Here is a 16,483-nt window from a genome sequence, read left to right as displayed (position 1 = left end):
TCCTCAGAAGCCTGTCGGGGTGCGGGTGTGCCAGTCGGTGTTCAACTGGTACTGGTGCGCAACGTTGAGCAAGCGGCCTTCCTGGAAATATGGGGCGAGCAATTGCACGCCAACCGGCAGACCATCAACGAAACCGGCCGGCATCGACAGGCCCGGCAGGCCCGCGAGGTTGGCGGTGATGGTGTAGACGTCTTCCAGGTACGCAGCGACCGGGTCGCTGTTCTTGGCGCCGAGTTTCCAGGCCGGGTTCGGCGTGGTCGGGCCGAGGATGATGTCGACTTCATTAAAGGCTGCCATGAAATCGTTTTTCACCAGGCGGCGGATTTTTTGCGCCTTCAGGTAGTAGGCATCGTAGTAACCGGCCGACAGCGCGTAGGCACCGACCATGATCCGGCGCTGCACTTCCGGGCCGAAACCTTCGCCGCGCGAACGCTTGTAGAGGTCGGTCAGGTCTTTCGGGTTTTCGCAGCGATAGCCGAAACGCACGCCGTCGAAACGCGACAGGTTGGAAGAGGCTTCGGCCGGGGCGATCACGTAGTACGCAGGAATCGCGTGCTGCATGTTCGGCAGGCTGATTTCCTTGACCACCGCGCCGAGCTTTTCCAGCTCCTTGACGCTGTTGTGGATCAACTCGGCGATACGCGGGTCGAGACCTGCGCTGAAGTATTCCTTCGGCACGCCGATGCGCAGGCCTTGCAGCGAACCGTTGAGGCTGGCGCTGTAATCCGGCACGGGTTCGTCGATGCTGGTGGAGTCTTTCGGGTCGAAACCGGCCATCCCTTGCAGCAGGATCGCGCAGTCTTCAGCGGTGCGCGCCAATGGGCCTCCCTGATCGAGGCTGGACGCGTAAGCGATCATGCCCCAGCGCGAAACACGACCGTACGTCGGTTTCAGGCCGGTGAGGTTGGTGAAGGCGGCCGGCTGTCGGATAGAACCGCCGGTGTCGGTGGCCGTCGCTGCTGGCAACAGACGAGCGGCAACGGCCGCCGCCGAACCGCCGGACGAACCACCAGGGACGTGCTCCAGGTTCCACGGGTTTTTCACCGCGCCGTAGTAGCTCGACTCGTTGGCCGAACCCATGGCGAATTCGTCCATGTTGGTCTTGCCCAGGGTCACAGCCCCGGCAGCGGCCAGCTTGGCGACCACGGTGGCGTCATACGGCGCCTTGAAGTTGTCGAGCATCTTCGAGCCGCAGCTGGTGCGGATGCCCAGGGTGCAGAACAGGTCTTTGTGAGCGATCGGCGCACCGAGCAGGGCGCCGCTCTCACCGTTGGCCCGGCGTACGTCAGCGGCTTTCGCCTGCTGGAGCGCCAGGTCTTCGGTGAGGCTGATGAAACTGTTGAGCTGAGGGTCGAGCTGGGCGATACGCGCCAGCAGCACTTTGGTCAGCTCTTCGGAAGAAAACTTTTTGTCGGCGAGTCCGCGGGCGATCTCGGCCAGAGTCAATTGATGCATTGCAGGCTCTTTCCCTTTAGTCGATGACTTTCGGAACCAGATACAGGCCGTTTTCGACCGCTGGTGCGATGGACTGATAGGCCTCGCGGTGATTGGACTCGGTCACGACGTCTGCACGCAGGCGCTGACTGGCTTCCAGTGGGTGGGCCAGAGGCTCGATACCGTCGGTATTGACCGCCTGCATTTCGTCGACCAGCCCGAGAATGCTGTTCAGGGCCGAAGTGATGTGTGGAAGATCGGCATCATTAAGGCCAAGGCTGGCCAGATGAGCGATTTTTTCCACGTCGGAGCGTTCAAGCGCCATGGGATTCTCCAGTGGAAAACAGAACGGACGCTGTCCGTGTGTTAGATTGTCGGAACACTACCGCATTTCTACGGTCATAAGGCCGCGATTGTGGGGGTTGGTGCACAGAAAAGCGGCCAATTTAACATATTGGCGCCTTGCCCAAAATCCCTGTCGTTGTTAGAGTTTGCCGCACTTTTTTACCCACGCGTTGCCTAGGGTCCCTTTCCCATGTTCAAGAAACTGCGTGGCATGTTTTCCAGCGATCTTTCCATTGACCTGGGCACTGCCAACACCCTTATTTACGTGCGCGAGCGCGGTATCGTCCTGAATGAACCATCGGTTGTGGCCATTCGGACGCACGGTAATCAGAAAAGTGTCGTTGCTGTCGGCACCGAGGCCAAGCGCATGCTCGGCCGTACACCGGGCAACATTGCTGCCATTCGTCCGATGAAGGACGGTGTTATTGCCGACTTCAGCGTCTGCGAAAAGATGCTGCAGTATTTTATCAACAAGGTTCACGAGAACAGCTTTTTGCAGCCTAGCCCTCGTGTGCTGATCTGCGTTCCATGCAAATCCACTCAGGTTGAGCGTCGTGCCATCCGCGAATCGGCGCTGGGTGCCGGTGCCCGTGAAGTATTCCTGATCGAAGAGCCAATGGCCGCTGCGATCGGTGCCGGCCTGCCGGTAGAAGAAGCGCGCGGTTCGATGGTCGTCGATATCGGTGGTGGTACCACTGAAATCGCACTGATCTCCCTGAACGGTGTGGTTTACGCCGAATCCGTACGGGTTGGCGGCGACCGCTTCGACGAAGCGATCATCACTTACGTGCGTCGCAACTACGGCAGCCTGATCGGCGAATCCACCGCCGAGCGCATCAAACAGGAAATCGGTACGGCCTACCCGGGCGGTGAAGTTCGCGAAGTCGATGTTCGCGGCCGTAACCTGGCTGAAGGCGTTCCACGCGCATTCACCCTGAACTCCAATGAAGTGCTGGAAGCTCTGCAAGAGTCCCTGGCAACCATCGTTCAGGCCGTGAAAAGCGCGCTGGAGCAATCGCCGCCGGAACTGGCGTCGGATATCGCCGAGCGTGGCCTGGTCCTGACCGGTGGTGGCGCCTTGCTGCGTGACCTCGACAAGTTGCTGGCCCAGGAAACCGGTCTGCCGGTGATTGTCGCCGAAGACCCGCTGACCTGCGTTGCTCGCGGCGGTGGCCGTGCATTGGAAATGATGGATAAACACACCATGGACCTGCTCTCCAGCGAATAATTTCGCCGGATGCTTCTATGCTGTTCCGCGCGCAGGCAGCACTTTGCAGTGCTGCCTGTTGGCGTTTATCTTCTGTCAGTCTGCATCCAGGCCGGTTTGATGGCGTATGAATAAAGAGAACATTTGCCTGGGAGGAGCGGCTTATTAAACCGCTTTTCGCCAAAGGCCCCTCAATGGGCGTGCGCTTTCTGGTGCTGGCCGTGCTATCGGTCGCGCTGATGGTGGTCGATGCCCGTTTTGAAGTGCTCAAGCCTGCGCGCAGTCAGATGTCGCTGGTCTTGATGGACGCCTATTGGATCACTGACCTGCCGGAGCGGTTGTGGGAGGGTGTGAGCAGTCAGTTTGGCAGCCGTACCGAGCTGGTCGCCGAAAACGAAAAACTCAAGACTGAAAACCTGCTGCTGCAGGGGCGCATGCAAAAGCTTGCGGCCTTGACCGAGCAGAACGTTCGGCTGCGCGAGTTGCTCAACTCGTCGGCGCTGGTTAACGAGAAGGTTGAAGTGGCCGAGTTGATCGGCGTCGATCCCAACCCGTTCACCCATCGCATCATCATCAACAAAGGCGAGCGCGACGGTGTGGTACTCGGCCAACCGGTGCTCGATGCCCGTGGTCTGATGGGGCAGGTGGTCGAGCTGATGCCCTACACCTCGCGGGTGTTGCTGCTGACCGACACGACCCACAGCATTCCTGTGCAAGTGAACCGTAACGGTCTGCGGGCGATTGCCAGTGGCACCGGCAACCCGGAACGTCTGGAGTTGCGTCACGTGGCGGACACGGCTGACATTAAAGAAGGCGACCTGCTGGTGAGTTCCGGTCTCGGCCAGCGCTTCCCGGCCGGTTACCCGGTGGCGACCGTCAAGGAAGTGATCCACGATTCCGGCCAGCCGTTCGCCATCGTGCGTGCGGTGCCGACCGCGGCGCTCAACCGCAGTCGATACATGTTGCTGGTGTTCAGCGATAGCCGCACCCCGGAAGAGCGCGCCAACGAAGCCGCTCAGGCCCAGGATGCGGAGCAGCACCCTGGCGGTGCGGCAATCGTGCCAGCCACCGTGCCAAAACCTGCCGCCACAGTTGCCCCGGCGCCCGCCGCCACGGCAGTTGCGCCTGCAACGGCAACACCCGCGGCGGCCAAGCCTGTGAGCAAACCTTCGACCCCGGCCAAGCCTGCTGCGCATTCCGCAGCGGTCAAACCGGCAGCGGTGGTCAAGCCGGCGGCCAAACCGCCTGCCGCGGCGCCTGAAGCCACCACTCAGGGTAGAGAATAATGGCCAGTACCCGCTCTCGTAATGGCTGGATGATCTGGCTGACGTTTGTCATCGGCTTGTTGCTCAGTATCGTACCGTTCCCGCACGTCGAGATTTTACGTCCGATGTTCCTCGCGCTACCGTTGGCGTATTGGGCATTGGAAGTGCCGCAGAAAGTCGGGATGCTCACGGCCTGGTGTCTGGGCATGGCGCAAGACGTGCTGTTCGGAACCTTGCTGGGACACAACGCGCTGATTCTGACCCTGATCACCTTTTTGATCATGACGCTGCGACCGCGTTTGCGGATGTTTCCGATGTGGCAGCAAAGCCTGGTGATCCTGGTGATCCTGGGGCTCGCACAACTGCTGCAATTGTGGCTTAGCGCCTTGACCGGTAATCGTCAGACGCTGGCCGTACTTTTGCCTGCACTGATCAGCGCCTTGCTCTGGCCCTGGGTCAGCTTCGGATTGCGTGGGTTGAGCCGCCGCTACAAAATCAATTAATTTATTCGGTCAGGCATTAGCCCGCACCTCGACAGGGAGATGTCTTGATGAATCCGCTATACCTCGCCTCAGGCTCGCCGCGTCGGCGTGAACTGCTCACGCAGATCGGCGTGCCGTTCACCGCCATCAGCGCGGACATCGATGAAACCCCTCTGACTAACGAGTCCCCAGCGGCCTATGTCGAGCGTCTGGCGCGCGACAAGGCCGAGGCCGGTCGTGCGCTGCTGGCGCTCAACCAGCCGGGTGCGCCCATTTGTGTGCTGGGTGCCGATACGGCCGTGGTGCTCGATGGGCAGATTCTTGGCAAACCGCTCGACGAAGCGCAAGGGCTGAGCATGTTGATGAGCCTGTCGGGGCGTGAACATGAAGTGCTGACCGCCATCGCCGTGCTTGATGGCCAATATTGCGAATCACGCGTGGTGCGCAGTCTGGTACGTTTTCGCTTCATCAGTCATAAAGAAGCAGCGGCCTACTGGGCTAGCGGCGAGCCACGAGACAAGGCTGGCGGCTACGGAATTCAGGGCCTTGGCGCGGTATTTGTCGCGGCACTCAACGGCAGTTACTCTGCCGTGGTTGGCCTGCCGCTGTGCGAAACCGCGGAACTGCTCGGCCATTTCGGCATACCCTGTTGGCAAAACCATATCGCGCGCCAAGCGCCGTACTGACTTGATGCGGCCATAATCGTGAATATGCCTGAACGAGACCTTGCCATGAGTGAAGAGATTCTGATCAACATCACGCCGATGGAATCGCGTGTGGCGGTGGTCGAAAACGGTGTCCTGCAAGAGGTTCATGTCGAGCGCACCCAGCGTCGCGGGATTGTCGGCAACATTTATAAAGGCAAGGTCGTTCGCGTTCTGCCAGGCATGCAGGCGGCGTTCGTCGATATCGGTCTGGACCGGGCAGCCTTTATCCACGCCTCGGAAATCTCCCAGCGTGAAGGCCCGGCAGTGGAAAGCATCAGCGCACTGGTGCATGAAGGCCAGAGCCTGGTGGTGCAGGTCACCAAGGATCCGATCGGCTCCAAGGGCGCGCGGCTGACGACCCAGCTGTCGATTCCGTCGCGGTATCTGGTGTACATGCCGCGCACGGCTCACGTCGGTATTTCGCTGAAAATCGAGGATGAAACCGAGCGCGAACGCCTCAAGCAAGTGGTCACCGATTGTGTCGCGAAGGAAGGCATCAAGGAGGCCGGCGGTTTTATTCTGCGCACCGCGGCTGAAGGCGCCGGTGCCGATGAGATCCTGATGGACATTCGCTACCTGCGCCGCCTCTGGGATCAGATTGGCACGCAGATCAAGACCGTCAGCGCACCGAATGTAATCTACGAAGACCTCGGCCTGGCCCTGCGCACCTTGCGCGATCTGGTCAGCCCGAAGATCGAGAAAATCCGCATCGACTCGCGGGAAACCTTCCAGAAAACCACGCAGTTCGTTGCCGAACTGATGCCGGAAATCGCTGACCGTCTGGAGCACTACCCGGGCGAGCGGCCGATTTTCGATCTGTATGGCGTCGAGGATGAAATTCAAAAGGCCCTGGAGCGCAAAGTGCCGCTCAAGTCCGGCGGCTATCTGGTGGTCGATCCGGCAGAGGCCATGAGCACCATCGATGTGAACACGGGCGCTTTTGTCGGGCACCGCAATCTTGAAGAAACCATCTTCAAAACCAACCTGGAAGCGGCCACCGCGATTGCCCGGCAGTTGCGCCTGCGCAATCTGGGCGGGATCATCATCATCGATTTCATCGACATGGAAGATGAGGAACATCAGCGCCAGGTGCTGCGTACGCTGGAGAAACAGCTGGAGCGCGATCACGCCAAGACCAACATCATCGGTATCACCGAGTTGGGCCTGGTACAGATGACGCGCAAGCGCACGCGCGAAAGTCTTGAGCAAGTGCTCTGCGAACCGTGCAGCAGTTGCCAGGGCCGTGGCAAGCTCAAGACCCCGGAAACCGTGTGTTATGAAATCTTCCGGGAGATTCTGCGTGAAGCTCGCGCCTATCAGGCTGAAGGCTATCGTGTACTGGCTAACCAGAAAGTGGTTGACCGGTTGCTTGACGAAGAGTCGGGTAATGTCGCGGAACTTGAAGGTTTTATCGGGCGAACCATTCGTTTTCAGGTCGAAACCATGTACTCCCAGGAACAATACGACGTGGTGCTGCTCTGATCCGCTGTGTTTCATTACTAACGGCCGGCCTCAGCTTGCTGCACGATTTCGCCATGGGAGCCAACTGACATGGATCGTCTGATCCGCCTATTGACCACAATGACCCGCTGGGGGCTGGGGCTTTGTGCGTTATTGCTGGTGCTGGCGGCGCTGTACGGCAGCCTCGGTCGTGAGTTCATTCCGCTGGTGGCCGAGTACCGTGCGGAGGTCGAAGCCAAGGCTCGTGAAGCGCTGGGCATGCCCTTGCACGTCGGCAGCCTGGAGGGCCGCTGGAGTGGCATGGCGCCGATTTTGCTGGCGCATGACGTGGTGGTCGGCGAGGGTGCCAATGCCCTGCACCTGGATCAGGTACGGGTGGTGCCGAACGTCTGGGCCAGCTTGCTGGCGCGCACGGTGCGGATCGAACACCTGGAGCTCAACGGCCTGAAGATCAGCCTCAAGCAGGACCCACAGGGGCAATGGGCGCTCGAAGGCCTGCCGGTGCAGGAAAATCAGCCGCTGGACCCCGAGCAGTTGCTCAACCGCATGCAGATGGTGGAGCAGCTGTCGGTACTCGACAGCCAGATCACCTTGCTGCCGAACGACCACGTGCCGCTGACCCTGACCTATGTTGGCCTGAATCTTAAAACCGGTATCAGCCAGCAGCGCCTCGACGCCCGGTTGACCTTGCCTGACGGCCAGCCGCTGGCCATGAGCCTGAGCAGCCGGACTCAAGCCAGTCAGTGGAAAGAGGCTGAAATTGATGCCTACCTGAGCTTGCCGCAAAGTGATTGGTCTAAATGGTTACCCGAGAGCCTGACCGGGCAATGGAATTTTTCCGAGATCAAGGCCGGTGGCGAGCTTTGGGTTAACTGGAGCAAGGGGGCCCTGCAGCGCGCCGCGGTTCGTCTCAACGCGCCGCAACTCAACGGTGCCTACGCCGAGCGCAAGCCGATCCAGATCAACAATCTGGCGCTCAATGGGTATTTCCAGCGCAATACCGAAGGTTTCCAGGTGTCCTTCGATTCCCTGGCCATGAGCCTGGGGGAGACCCGCTGGGAAACCCGTCTGCAACTTCAGCAGACCGCGACCACTGAAACGACCTCCGAGCTCTGGCACCTGCAAGCCGACCGCTTCGACCTCACTCCGATCACACCCTTGCTCAATGCCCTGGGGCCGCTGCCCAAAGACTTTGCCACCGTAGTCGAGCGGCTCAAGGTCACCGGCGTGTTGCGCAACGTGCTGATCGATGTCCGGCCCGAGGCGACCGATGACAGCAAATTCAGCTTTGCCGCCAATCTGGAGCGTGTCGGGTTTGATGCTTATCACGGTGCTCCGGCGGCGCGTAACGTTTCCGGGAGTATCAGCGGTGACCTCGGTCAGGGTGAGCTGCGCATGGACAGCAAGGATTTTTCCCTGCACCTGGACCCGATCTTTGCCAAGCCATGGCAGTACATCCAGGCGAATGCCCGGCTGACCTGGAAACTCGATCAACAAGGTTTCACCCTGATTGCGCCGTACCTGAAGGTACTGGGCGAAGAAGGCAAGATTGCTGGTGACTTCCTGATTCGCCTGCATTTCGACCACACCCAGGAAGACTATATGGACCTGCGGGTCGGTCTGCTGGAAGGTGATGGACGCTACACTGCCAAGTACCTGCCCAAGGTCTTGAGCCCCGCGCTCGACGAGTGGCTGCGCACGGCGATTCTCAAAGGCGCGGTGGATGAAGGTTTCTTTCAGTATCAGGGTTCGCTGAACCACGATGCTGTCGACGCGGCGCGCAGCATCAGCCTGTTTTTCAAAGTGCATGACGCCGAACTGGCCTTCCAGCCGGGTTGGCCGCATGTCGGCAAGGTCAGCGGCGATGTGTTCATCGAGGACAGTGGTGTGCGCATTCTGGCCAGCAAGGGCCAGTTGCTCGACACCCAGGTTCGCGATATCTACGTCAACATTCCCCATGCGCCCGCCGGACAGAACCCTCACTTGTTCCTCGACGGCACTTTCGCCGGCGGTCTGGGCGATGGCCTGAAGATTCTTCAGGACGCCCCGATCGGTACCGGTCCGACCTTCGCCGGTTGGCAGGGCGAGGGTGAATTGCAGGGCAGTCTGAAACTGGACATCCCCTTGGCCAAGGGCGAAGAGCCGAAGATTGTGGTCGACTTCAAAACCGCCAAGTCGCGTCTGAAGTTGAGTGATCCCGTGCTTGAGCTGACGCAGCTCAAAGGTGATTTCCGTTTTGACAGCGCCAAGGGACTCAGTGGTCAGAACATTACGGCACAGGCCTTTGAGCGACCGATCAGTGCACAGATCTATGCCGATGGCAGTCCCGGCAAGTTCAACACCCGGGTCACCGCCAACGGCCAGGTGGCGGTGAAAAAACTCACTGAATGGCTGAGCGTCACTCAGCCATTGCCGGTTTCCGGGACGATCCCTTATCAGTTGCAGCTCAACCTCGATGGCCCCGACAGCCAGTTGATGGTCAGTTCCAGCCTCAAGGGCGTAGCCGTCGACTTGCCGGCACCGTTCGGCATGTCCGCCGCGCAAGGCCGCGACACGGTGTTCCGTATGACCCTGCAAGGGCCGGAGCGGCGCTACTGGCTCGACTATGGTGATCTTGCGGACTTCACTTACGCGGCACCCAGCGGCAGTTTTGCCGATGGCCGTGGCGAGTTGTTCCTGGGTAATGGCAGCGCGCAGTTGCCGGGCGATAAAGGCCTGCGCATACGGGGCGTGTTGTCCGAGCTGGATGTCGAGCCATGGAAAACCCTGATTGATCGTTACGCCGGGCAGGATCCGGGCGGTAGTGCCAAGCAATTGCTCAGTGGCGCAGACTTCAAGGTCGACACGCTCACGGGGTTTGGTACCACGCTGGATCAGGCCCGCCTGCAACTGGATCGCAAGCCGACAGCCTGGGCGTTGCAACTCGATAGCCAGCAGGCCAAAGGCACTGTAGGGGTTCCCGACGCCAAGTCCGCACCGGTTGCGATCAACCTGCAATACGTGCGGTTGCCGGCGCCTGATCCGAAGGTGCAGGCCGACGAGAATGCGCCAGACCCGCTGGCGTCGGTCGACCCAACGAAAATTCCTGCACTGGATATCAGTATTGACCAGTTGTTTCAGGGCCCTGACCTGGTAGGTGCCTGGTCGCTGAAGGTCCGCCCGATCGTCAAGGGCATTGCCTTCAACAGCATGAATCTGGGCCTCAAGGGCATGCAGTTGCAGGGCGCAGGTGGCTGGGAAGGCGTGCCGGGATCCACCAGCAGTTGGTACAAGGGACGCATTGAGGGCAAGAACCTCGGTGACGTGCTCAAGGGCTGGGGGTTCGCACCGACGGTGACCAGCGAAGAGTTCCATATGGACATCGACGGCCGTTGGCCTGGCTCGCCGGCCTGGGTCGGACCAAAGCGTTACTCCGGTAGCCTGGATGCCACGCTACGCAAAGGTCAGTTCGTCGAAGTCGAAGGGGGGGCGCAGGCGTTGCGGGTGTTTGGCCTGCTCAACTTCAACTCGATCGGCCGTCGCTTGCGTCTGGACTTCTCCGACCTGTTCGGCAAAGGCCTGAGTTACGACCGGGTCAAGGGCCTGTTGGTGGCCAGCAACGGTGTTTACGTCACTCGTGAGCCGATCATCATGACTGGCCCGTCGAGCAACCTGGAGCTCAACGGCACGCTGGACCTGGTGGGTGACAGGGTCGATGCAAATCTGTTGGTGACCTTGCCGTTGACCAACAACCTGCCGATTGCCGCACTGATCGTCGGCGCGCCAGCGGTAGGCGGTGCACTGTTTCTGATCGACAAGCTGATCGGTGATCGCGTGGCGCGCTTTGCCAGCGTCAAATACACCATCAAAGGCCCGTGGAAAGAGCCGAAAATCACCTACGACAAACCTTTTTGACTCTCTTTTTCAGAACGCACTCTCCAAGCCTATGGAGTAGCATGGCCGTACGCTTTTTTTATGTCGTTGCATACGCTTCCTGTGGCAGCTGGCTTCGCCGGCTGCTACAGGTATTTGCAAGGCAGACGCAAAGCGATTAGAGATCAAATAAGGAAAGGGTCATGTCTCTTGCGGTGATTCAAATGGTCAGCCAGAGCGATGTGCCGGCCAACCTGATCCAGGCTCGGCACCTGCTCGAGCAAGCGGCAGCGGGCGGTGCGCGACTGGCGGTGTTGCCGGAAAACTTTGCGGCCATGGGCCGTCGCGACATCGCCGACATCGGTCGCGCCGAAGCCTTGGGCGAAGGCCCGATCCTGCCCTGGTTGAAACAGACCGCTCGTGACCTCAAGTTATGGATAGTGGCCGGCACCTTGCCGTTACCGCCGGTGGATCAACCGCAGGCGAAGTCCAATGCCTGCTCGTTACTGATCGATGAGCACGGTGAAGCGGTGGCGCGCTACGACAAGCTGCATTTGTTCGATGTCGATGTGGCGGACAATCGCGGACGCTACCGTGAATCCGATGACTATGCTCATGGCAGTAAGGTGGTGGTGGCCGATACGCCGGTCGGTCGGGTTGGCCTGACGGTTTGCTATGACTTGCGCTTTCCGGAGCTGTACAGCGAATTGCGCGCCGCCGGAGCAGAACTGATTACTGCACCGTCAGCGTTTACGGCGGTGACAGGCGCGGCCCATTGGGAAGTGTTGATCCGCGCGCGGGCCATAGAAACCCAGTGTTACGTACTGGCGGCCGCTCAGGGTGGAACTCATCCGGGGCCGCGTGAAACCTTTGGCCATGCGGCGATTGTTGACCCGTGGGGGCGTGTGCTGGCGGAACAGGATCAAGGCGAGGCCGTGCTGCTGGCCGAACGCGATAGCAGCGAACAGGCGTCCATCCGGGCGCGGATGCCGGTGTCCAGTCACCGGCGCTTTTTCTCGCAGGGCGCGCAGCGACCTGCCTCAGAACGTGGAATTAAGGCGTAAAACCTATGAGCGAGTTGTTGTCCTCAGTCAGTGAACATCTGCTTGCGCCGGGCGGCGTGACGATCGAGAACCTGCAAAGCGTATTGGGTGACCTGGCCGGCCCGGGCATTGATGCGGCCGACCTGTATTTCCAGGGACAGATCTCCGAGTCCTGGGCGCTCGAAGACGGTATCGTCAAGGAAGGCAGCTTCAACCTTGATCAGGGTGTCGGCGTGCGTGCGCAATCGGGTGAAAAAACCGGTTTTGCCTACAGCAATGCGATCACCCTTGAAGCCCTGGGCCTGGCAGCCCGTGCCGCGCGCTCTATCTCCCGTGCCGGGCAAAACGGTACGGTGCAGGCGTTCAGTACCCAGGACGTTGCCCGTTTGTACGGGCCCGATAACCCGCTGGAAGTGATGACCCGCGCCGAGAAAGTCGAGCTGCTCAAGCGTATCGACGTGGCCACTCGCGCGCTCGATCCGCGTATCCAGCAAGTCACGGTGAGCATGGCCGGGGTCTGGGAGCGGATTCTGGTGGCCTCCACCGACGGTGGTCTGGCGGCGGATGTGCGACCGCTGGTGCGCTTCAATGTCAGCGTGATCGTCGAGCAGAACGGTCGCCGCGAACGCGGTGGTCATGGCGGCGGCGGACGTACCGATTACCGCTATTTCCTGGCTGAAGACCGTGCCATGAGCTACGCCCGTGAGGCATTGCGCCAGGCGCTGGTGAATCTCGAAGCCATTCCGGCGCCGGCGGGCACCTTGCCGGTGGTTCTGGGGTCGGGCTGGTCCGGCGTGTTGCTGCACGAAGCGGTCGGCCATGGCCTGGAAGGTGACTTCAACCGTAAAGGCAGTTCGGCGTACAGCGGCCGCATGGGTGAAATGGTTGCGTCCAAACTCTGCACCATCGTCGATGACGGCACACTGGCCGGTCGCCGTGGATCGCTGAGTATCGATGACGAAGGCACCCCGACCGAGTGCACCACGCTGATCGAAAACGGCGTGCTCAAGGGCTACATGCAGGACAAACTCAATGCTCGCCTGATGGGCCTGGCACGCACCGGCAACGGTCGTCGCGAGTCTTACGCGCACCTGCCGATGCCGCGCATGACCAACACGTACATGCTCGGCGGCGAAAGCGATCCGGCAGAAATCATTGCTTCGGTGAAGAAGGGTATCTACTGCGCCAACCTGGGCGGTGGTCAGGTCGACATCACCAGCGGCAAGTTCGTGTTCTCTACCAGCGAGGCGTACCTGATCGAGGACGGCAAGATTACCGCGCCGGTCAAAGGCGCAACGTTGATCGGTAACGGTCCGGAAGCCATGAGCCGGGTGTCGATGGTCGGTAACGATCTGGCGCTGGACAGTGGGGTAGGGACGTGCGGCAAGGATGGTCAGTCGGTGCCGGTGGGTGTCGGCCAGCCAACCCTGAAAATCGACGCGATCACCGTGGGTGGCACGGGCGCGTAAGGGATGGAGCCTGGGGTGCGCGGCATGGCCGAACACCCCGGTCGAAGACTAACGCAAACCGCGTTGAGTCTCGTCCAGCTCACGGATGTACTTGAAGATTTTTCGGCTGGAAGCAGGAGGCTTGCTTTGGGCAAGCTCATGCTGGGCCTGACGGATCATGGAGCGCAGTTGCTGGCGATCCGCTTCCGGGTAGTCGACGACGAACTTTTCCAGTACGGCATCGTCGCCGGCGATCAAGCGATCCCGCCAGCGCTCCAGACCGTGGAAACGTTCGTTGTACTGGCGAGTGGAGGCATCGAGTTGGTCCAGCAGCACCAAAATGGCGCTGGTGTCCTGATCACGCATCAGCTTGCCGATGAACTGCAGGTGCCGTTTACGCGCGATGTTCGCGGTGTGCTTGGGCGCGTCGGCCAGAGCCCGGCGCAAGGCGTCGGTCAACGGCAGTTTTGCCAGCAAGTCAGGCTTGAGTGTTGTAAGGCGCTCGCCTAGGTCAACCAGAGCATGCAGCTCGCGTTTGACCTGGGATTTGCTTTTTTCTCCCCCGTCGAGGGAGTCGTCGTAAGAATCAACCATGGTGGCAGTCCGCAAAGAAACGCCGCCATGATAACCAGTCGGGGGCCGCTTGTCCGGCCCGGTCGCTCGATGACCTTAACCGAAAGCAGAATTTGAGTGGAGAACAGCATGAGTGCAGTTGAAAGCGTCGGCCCACAAGCGTTGCCGGCACTGCAAGAGCAAGTCGAGCAGATCATCGCCGAAGCCAGGCGTCAGGGTGCCAGCGCCTGCGAAGTGGCTGTGTCTCTGGAGCAAGGCCTGTCGACCACGGTGCGTCAGCGGGAAGTTGAAACCGTTGAGTTCAACCGTGATCAGGGTTTTGGCATCACCTTGTATGTTGGCCAGCGCAAAGGCTCGGCCAGCACCTCGGCCAGTGGCCCCGAAGCCATTCGCGAAACCGTCGCCGCCGCGTTGGCCATCGCCAGGCACACCTCCGAAGATGAACACTCGGGCCTGGCCGACGCCGCGCTGATGGCCAAGGACTTGCCGGACTTCGATCTGTTCCACGAATGGGACATCACTCCTGAGCAAGCGATCGAGCGGGCGCTGGCCTGTGAAGCGGCGGCGTTCGCCACCGACAGCCGGATCAAGAACGCCGACGGCACCACCTTGAGCACTCACCAAGGTTGCCGCGTCTATGGCAACAGCCATGGCTTTATCGGGGGTTATGCGTCGACGCGTCACAGCCTGAGCTGCGTGATGATCGCCGAAGCCGACGGCCAGATGCAGCGCGACTATTGGTATGACGTCAATCGCCAGGGTAACTTGCTGGCCGATCCGGTGAGCATTGGCCAGCGTGCGGCGCAACGTGCAGCCAGTCGCTTGGGCGCGCGTCCGGTGCCGACCTGCGAAGTGCCGGTGTTGTTTTCCGCGGAACTGGCGGGCGGTTTGTTCGGCAGTTTCCTCGGCGCGATTTCGGGCGGCAATCTGTACCGCAAGTCGTCGTTCCTCGAAGGCGCGCTGGGGCAGAAACTGTTCCCTGAATGGCTGACTATCGATGAGCGTCCGCATCTGATGCGCGCCTTGGGCAGTTCGGCGTTTGATGGCGATGGTCTGGCGACGTACGCCAAGCCGTTCGTCGAGAAGGGGGAGTTGGTGTCTTACGTGCTGGGTACGTATTCCGGACGCAAACTCGGCATGCCAAGCACCGCTAACGCCGGTGGCGTGCACAATCTGTTCGTTACCCACGGCTTTGATGACCAGGCGGCGCTGTTGCGACGCATGGGGCGTGGCTTGCTGGTGACCGAATTGATGGGGCAGGGTTTGAACATGGTCACGGGTGACTACTCTCGCGGCGCGGCGGGCTTCTGGGTCGAGAACGGTGAAATCCAGTTCGCGGTCCAGGAAGTGACAATCGCAGGCAACATGCGCGATATGTTCAAGCAGATCATTGCCGTGGGTAATGACCTGGAACTGCGCAGTAACATTCGCACCGGTTCGGTGTTGATCGAACGGATGACAGTTGCGGGCAGCTAAGCGCTGGCGCAATAAAAAAAAGCGCGCCACCCATTGGGTGGCGCGCTTTTTTATGGTTCATCACGGATTACCGGGAAAGACGCTCTTGATCTTCATGAAAAAGAACTCGCTATCCCGGTAACCGTACGCCATCCGCTTGATGACCTTTATTCGATTGTTTATTCCTTCCAACTGACCGGTGTGCATCGGCCAGCGAACCCGACTGACGATGCCCCGCCAGTTAAGCTTTTAGCCGTTTGGCAAACTGGATCAGAGCCGGTATTTCGCTTTCATGTGCATGGCGCAGCCATTGCTTCCAGGCCGATCTCCAAGCCCAGGCAGCACTCGGCGTCCAGAGCGTTTTGAGTTCAGCCTTCATCAAATAGACCGTCATCAACGCTTGGTTGGCCGCCAGCAAATCCTGCAAATGGACCTGTTGTTCCGGCGTTTTCAGGTTCTGCGGGTTACGCAGTAACAGCCATCGCGCCTGCTTGATGACCTTGCGAGCCGGCTTGTCATGACGCAGCCGGTTAGCCTCGTCGACGCGGACCCGATCAATCACCTCTCGGCCATATTTGGCCACCACATGGAAAAGGTCGTAGACCACTCGCGCTTTCGGGCAATGCTGGCGAACCTCCAGATCAAAAGCAGTATTCATGTCCATCGCCACCGCTTCGATTCGAGCGCAGCCCTCCGGCCCCAGCTCCTCGAAGAACGGCCTGACTGCCGCTCGGCTACGGCCTTCACCGATCCACAGCACTCGTCGTGTATCGGCATCCAGCACAACGCTGGCGTAACGATGACCTTTGAACAACGCGAACTCGTCCATAATCAGGTGTCGCGGTTGCGCCTTTGGCAGCTCGCTCAACACCGCCTGCAAGGCACGACGCTCCAGGCAACCGAACGGTGTCCCAATGCAACCCAAACATCTGGGCTACGTGCAGAGTGGGAAGGCGCTCGCAGGCCTGAATGACCGTATCGGCCAAGCGGCGCGTCATGCGGGCATAGCGATCCAGCCAACTGACCGCCTTCCATGCGTTTGCCACAATCGCGGCAGCCAACCCGCCTGAGCAAAACGCTAAGGCGTACCGCACGACCTAGAATGGGAAGATCGCGAACACTTCGCTCGCAATACTCATGAGTGGTTGAACAAGGCTTTTGGCAGCCGCCACAGGAAGGGAATCGGGTGGCGTGGGGAATCAGTTCGAATC

At 60.2% G+C, this 16,483-nt stretch carries 12 protein-coding genes and 1 pseudogene; 9 read left to right on the top strand and 4 right to left on the bottom strand.

What is annotated here, in order from left to right; translation table 11 throughout:
* Positions 1-3: 3 nt before the first annotated feature.
* Together gatA and gatC are read right to left on the bottom strand one after the other, a co-directional pair.
* Positions 4-1,455 (bottom strand): Asp-tRNA(Asn)/Glu-tRNA(Gln) amidotransferase subunit GatA, encoded by a 1,452-nt coding sequence (gene gatA / locus HK44_RS21610; protein ID WP_019691879.1) that lies wholly within the window; start codon positions 1,453-1,455, stop codon positions 4-6.
* 16 nt (positions 1,456-1,471) lie between these two features.
* On the bottom strand, positions 1,472-1,759 hold the full coding sequence (gene gatC, locus HK44_RS21605) for an Asp-tRNA(Asn)/Glu-tRNA(Gln) amidotransferase subunit GatC (RefSeq protein WP_019691880.1): 288 nt from the start codon (positions 1,757-1,759) through the stop codon (positions 1,472-1,474).
* Positions 1,760-1,969: 210 nt separating this feature from the next.
* Between gatC and mreB the strand changes: the two genes are divergently transcribed.
* The 8 genes from mreB to tldD all read left to right on the top strand — a co-directional run bounded on the left by mreB (position 1,970) and on the right by tldD (position 13,265).
* Positions 1,970-3,007, top strand: coding sequence for a rod shape-determining protein MreB (mreB, locus tag HK44_RS21600; RefSeq protein WP_002555108.1), 1,038 nt, complete (start codon positions 1,970-1,972; stop codon positions 3,005-3,007).
* A 143-nt stretch (positions 3,008-3,150) separates the two neighbouring features.
* Positions 3,151-4,272 (top strand): rod shape-determining protein MreC, encoded by a 1,122-nt coding sequence (mreC, locus tag HK44_RS21595; RefSeq protein ID WP_277884169.1) that lies wholly within the window; start codon positions 3,151-3,153, stop codon positions 4,270-4,272.
* A complete protein-coding gene (mreD, locus tag HK44_RS21590) occupies positions 4,272-4,754 on the top strand; it encodes a rod shape-determining protein MreD (protein ID WP_019691882.1) in 483 nt (160 codons plus the stop codon). The genes mreC and mreD overlap by 1 nt, the downstream gene beginning before the upstream one ends.
* A gap of 47 nt (positions 4,755-4,801) precedes the next feature.
* Positions 4,802-5,419, top strand: coding sequence for a Maf family protein (locus HK44_RS21585; protein ID WP_019691883.1), 618 nt, complete (start codon positions 4,802-4,804; stop codon positions 5,417-5,419).
* Between the two features lie 45 nt (positions 5,420-5,464).
* Positions 5,465-6,922 carry a ribonuclease G gene (gene rng, locus HK44_RS21580; protein WP_019691884.1) on the top strand — a complete coding sequence of 486 codons (1,458 nt, stop codon included), beginning with the start codon at positions 5,465-5,467 and terminating at the stop codon, positions 6,920-6,922.
* A 69-nt stretch (positions 6,923-6,991) separates the two neighbouring features.
* On the top strand, positions 6,992-10,795 hold the full coding sequence (locus HK44_RS21575; RefSeq protein WP_019691885.1) for a YhdP family protein: 3,804 nt from the start codon (positions 6,992-6,994) through the stop codon (positions 10,793-10,795).
* 161 nt (positions 10,796-10,956) lie between these two features.
* Positions 10,957-11,817 (top strand): carbon-nitrogen hydrolase family protein, encoded by an 861-nt coding sequence (locus tag HK44_RS21570; RefSeq protein WP_019691886.1) that lies wholly within the window; start codon positions 10,957-10,959, stop codon positions 11,815-11,817.
* 5 nt (positions 11,818-11,822) lie between these two features.
* Positions 11,823-13,265 carry a metalloprotease TldD gene (tldD, locus tag HK44_RS21565; protein WP_019691887.1) on the top strand — a complete coding sequence of 481 codons (1,443 nt, stop codon included), beginning with the start codon at positions 11,823-11,825 and terminating at the stop codon, positions 13,263-13,265.
* 48 nt (positions 13,266-13,313) lie between these two features.
* Here the strand turns inward: tldD and yjgA are convergent, their stop codons facing one another.
* Positions 13,314-13,838: a ribosome biogenesis factor YjgA gene (gene yjgA / locus HK44_RS21560; RefSeq protein ID WP_019691888.1), complete on the bottom strand. Its 525-nt coding sequence runs from the start codon at positions 13,836-13,838 to the stop codon at positions 13,314-13,316.
* 108 nt (positions 13,839-13,946) lie between these two features.
* Between yjgA and pmbA the strand changes: the two genes are divergently transcribed.
* Complete coding sequence (gene pmbA, locus HK44_RS21555) at positions 13,947-15,293, top strand: metalloprotease PmbA (protein ID WP_019691889.1); 1,347 nt, start codon at positions 13,947-13,949, stop codon at positions 15,291-15,293.
* Between the two features lie 60 nt (positions 15,294-15,353).
* On the opposite strand, the pseudogene HK44_RS30665 reads toward pmbA, so the two are convergent.
* Positions 15,354-16,483: pseudogene (locus HK44_RS30665) on the bottom strand (ISL3 family transposase); the annotation flags it as partial.

Origin of the sequence: Pseudomonas fluorescens HK44 (assembly GCF_000217955.3) — a bacterium.
Taxonomy (GTDB): Bacteria; Pseudomonadota; Gammaproteobacteria; order Pseudomonadales; family Pseudomonadaceae; genus Aquipseudomonas; species Aquipseudomonas fluorescens_AQ.
Note: the sequence above shows the minus strand (reverse complement) of the source record. Positions and strands in the feature narration are given on the sequence as shown.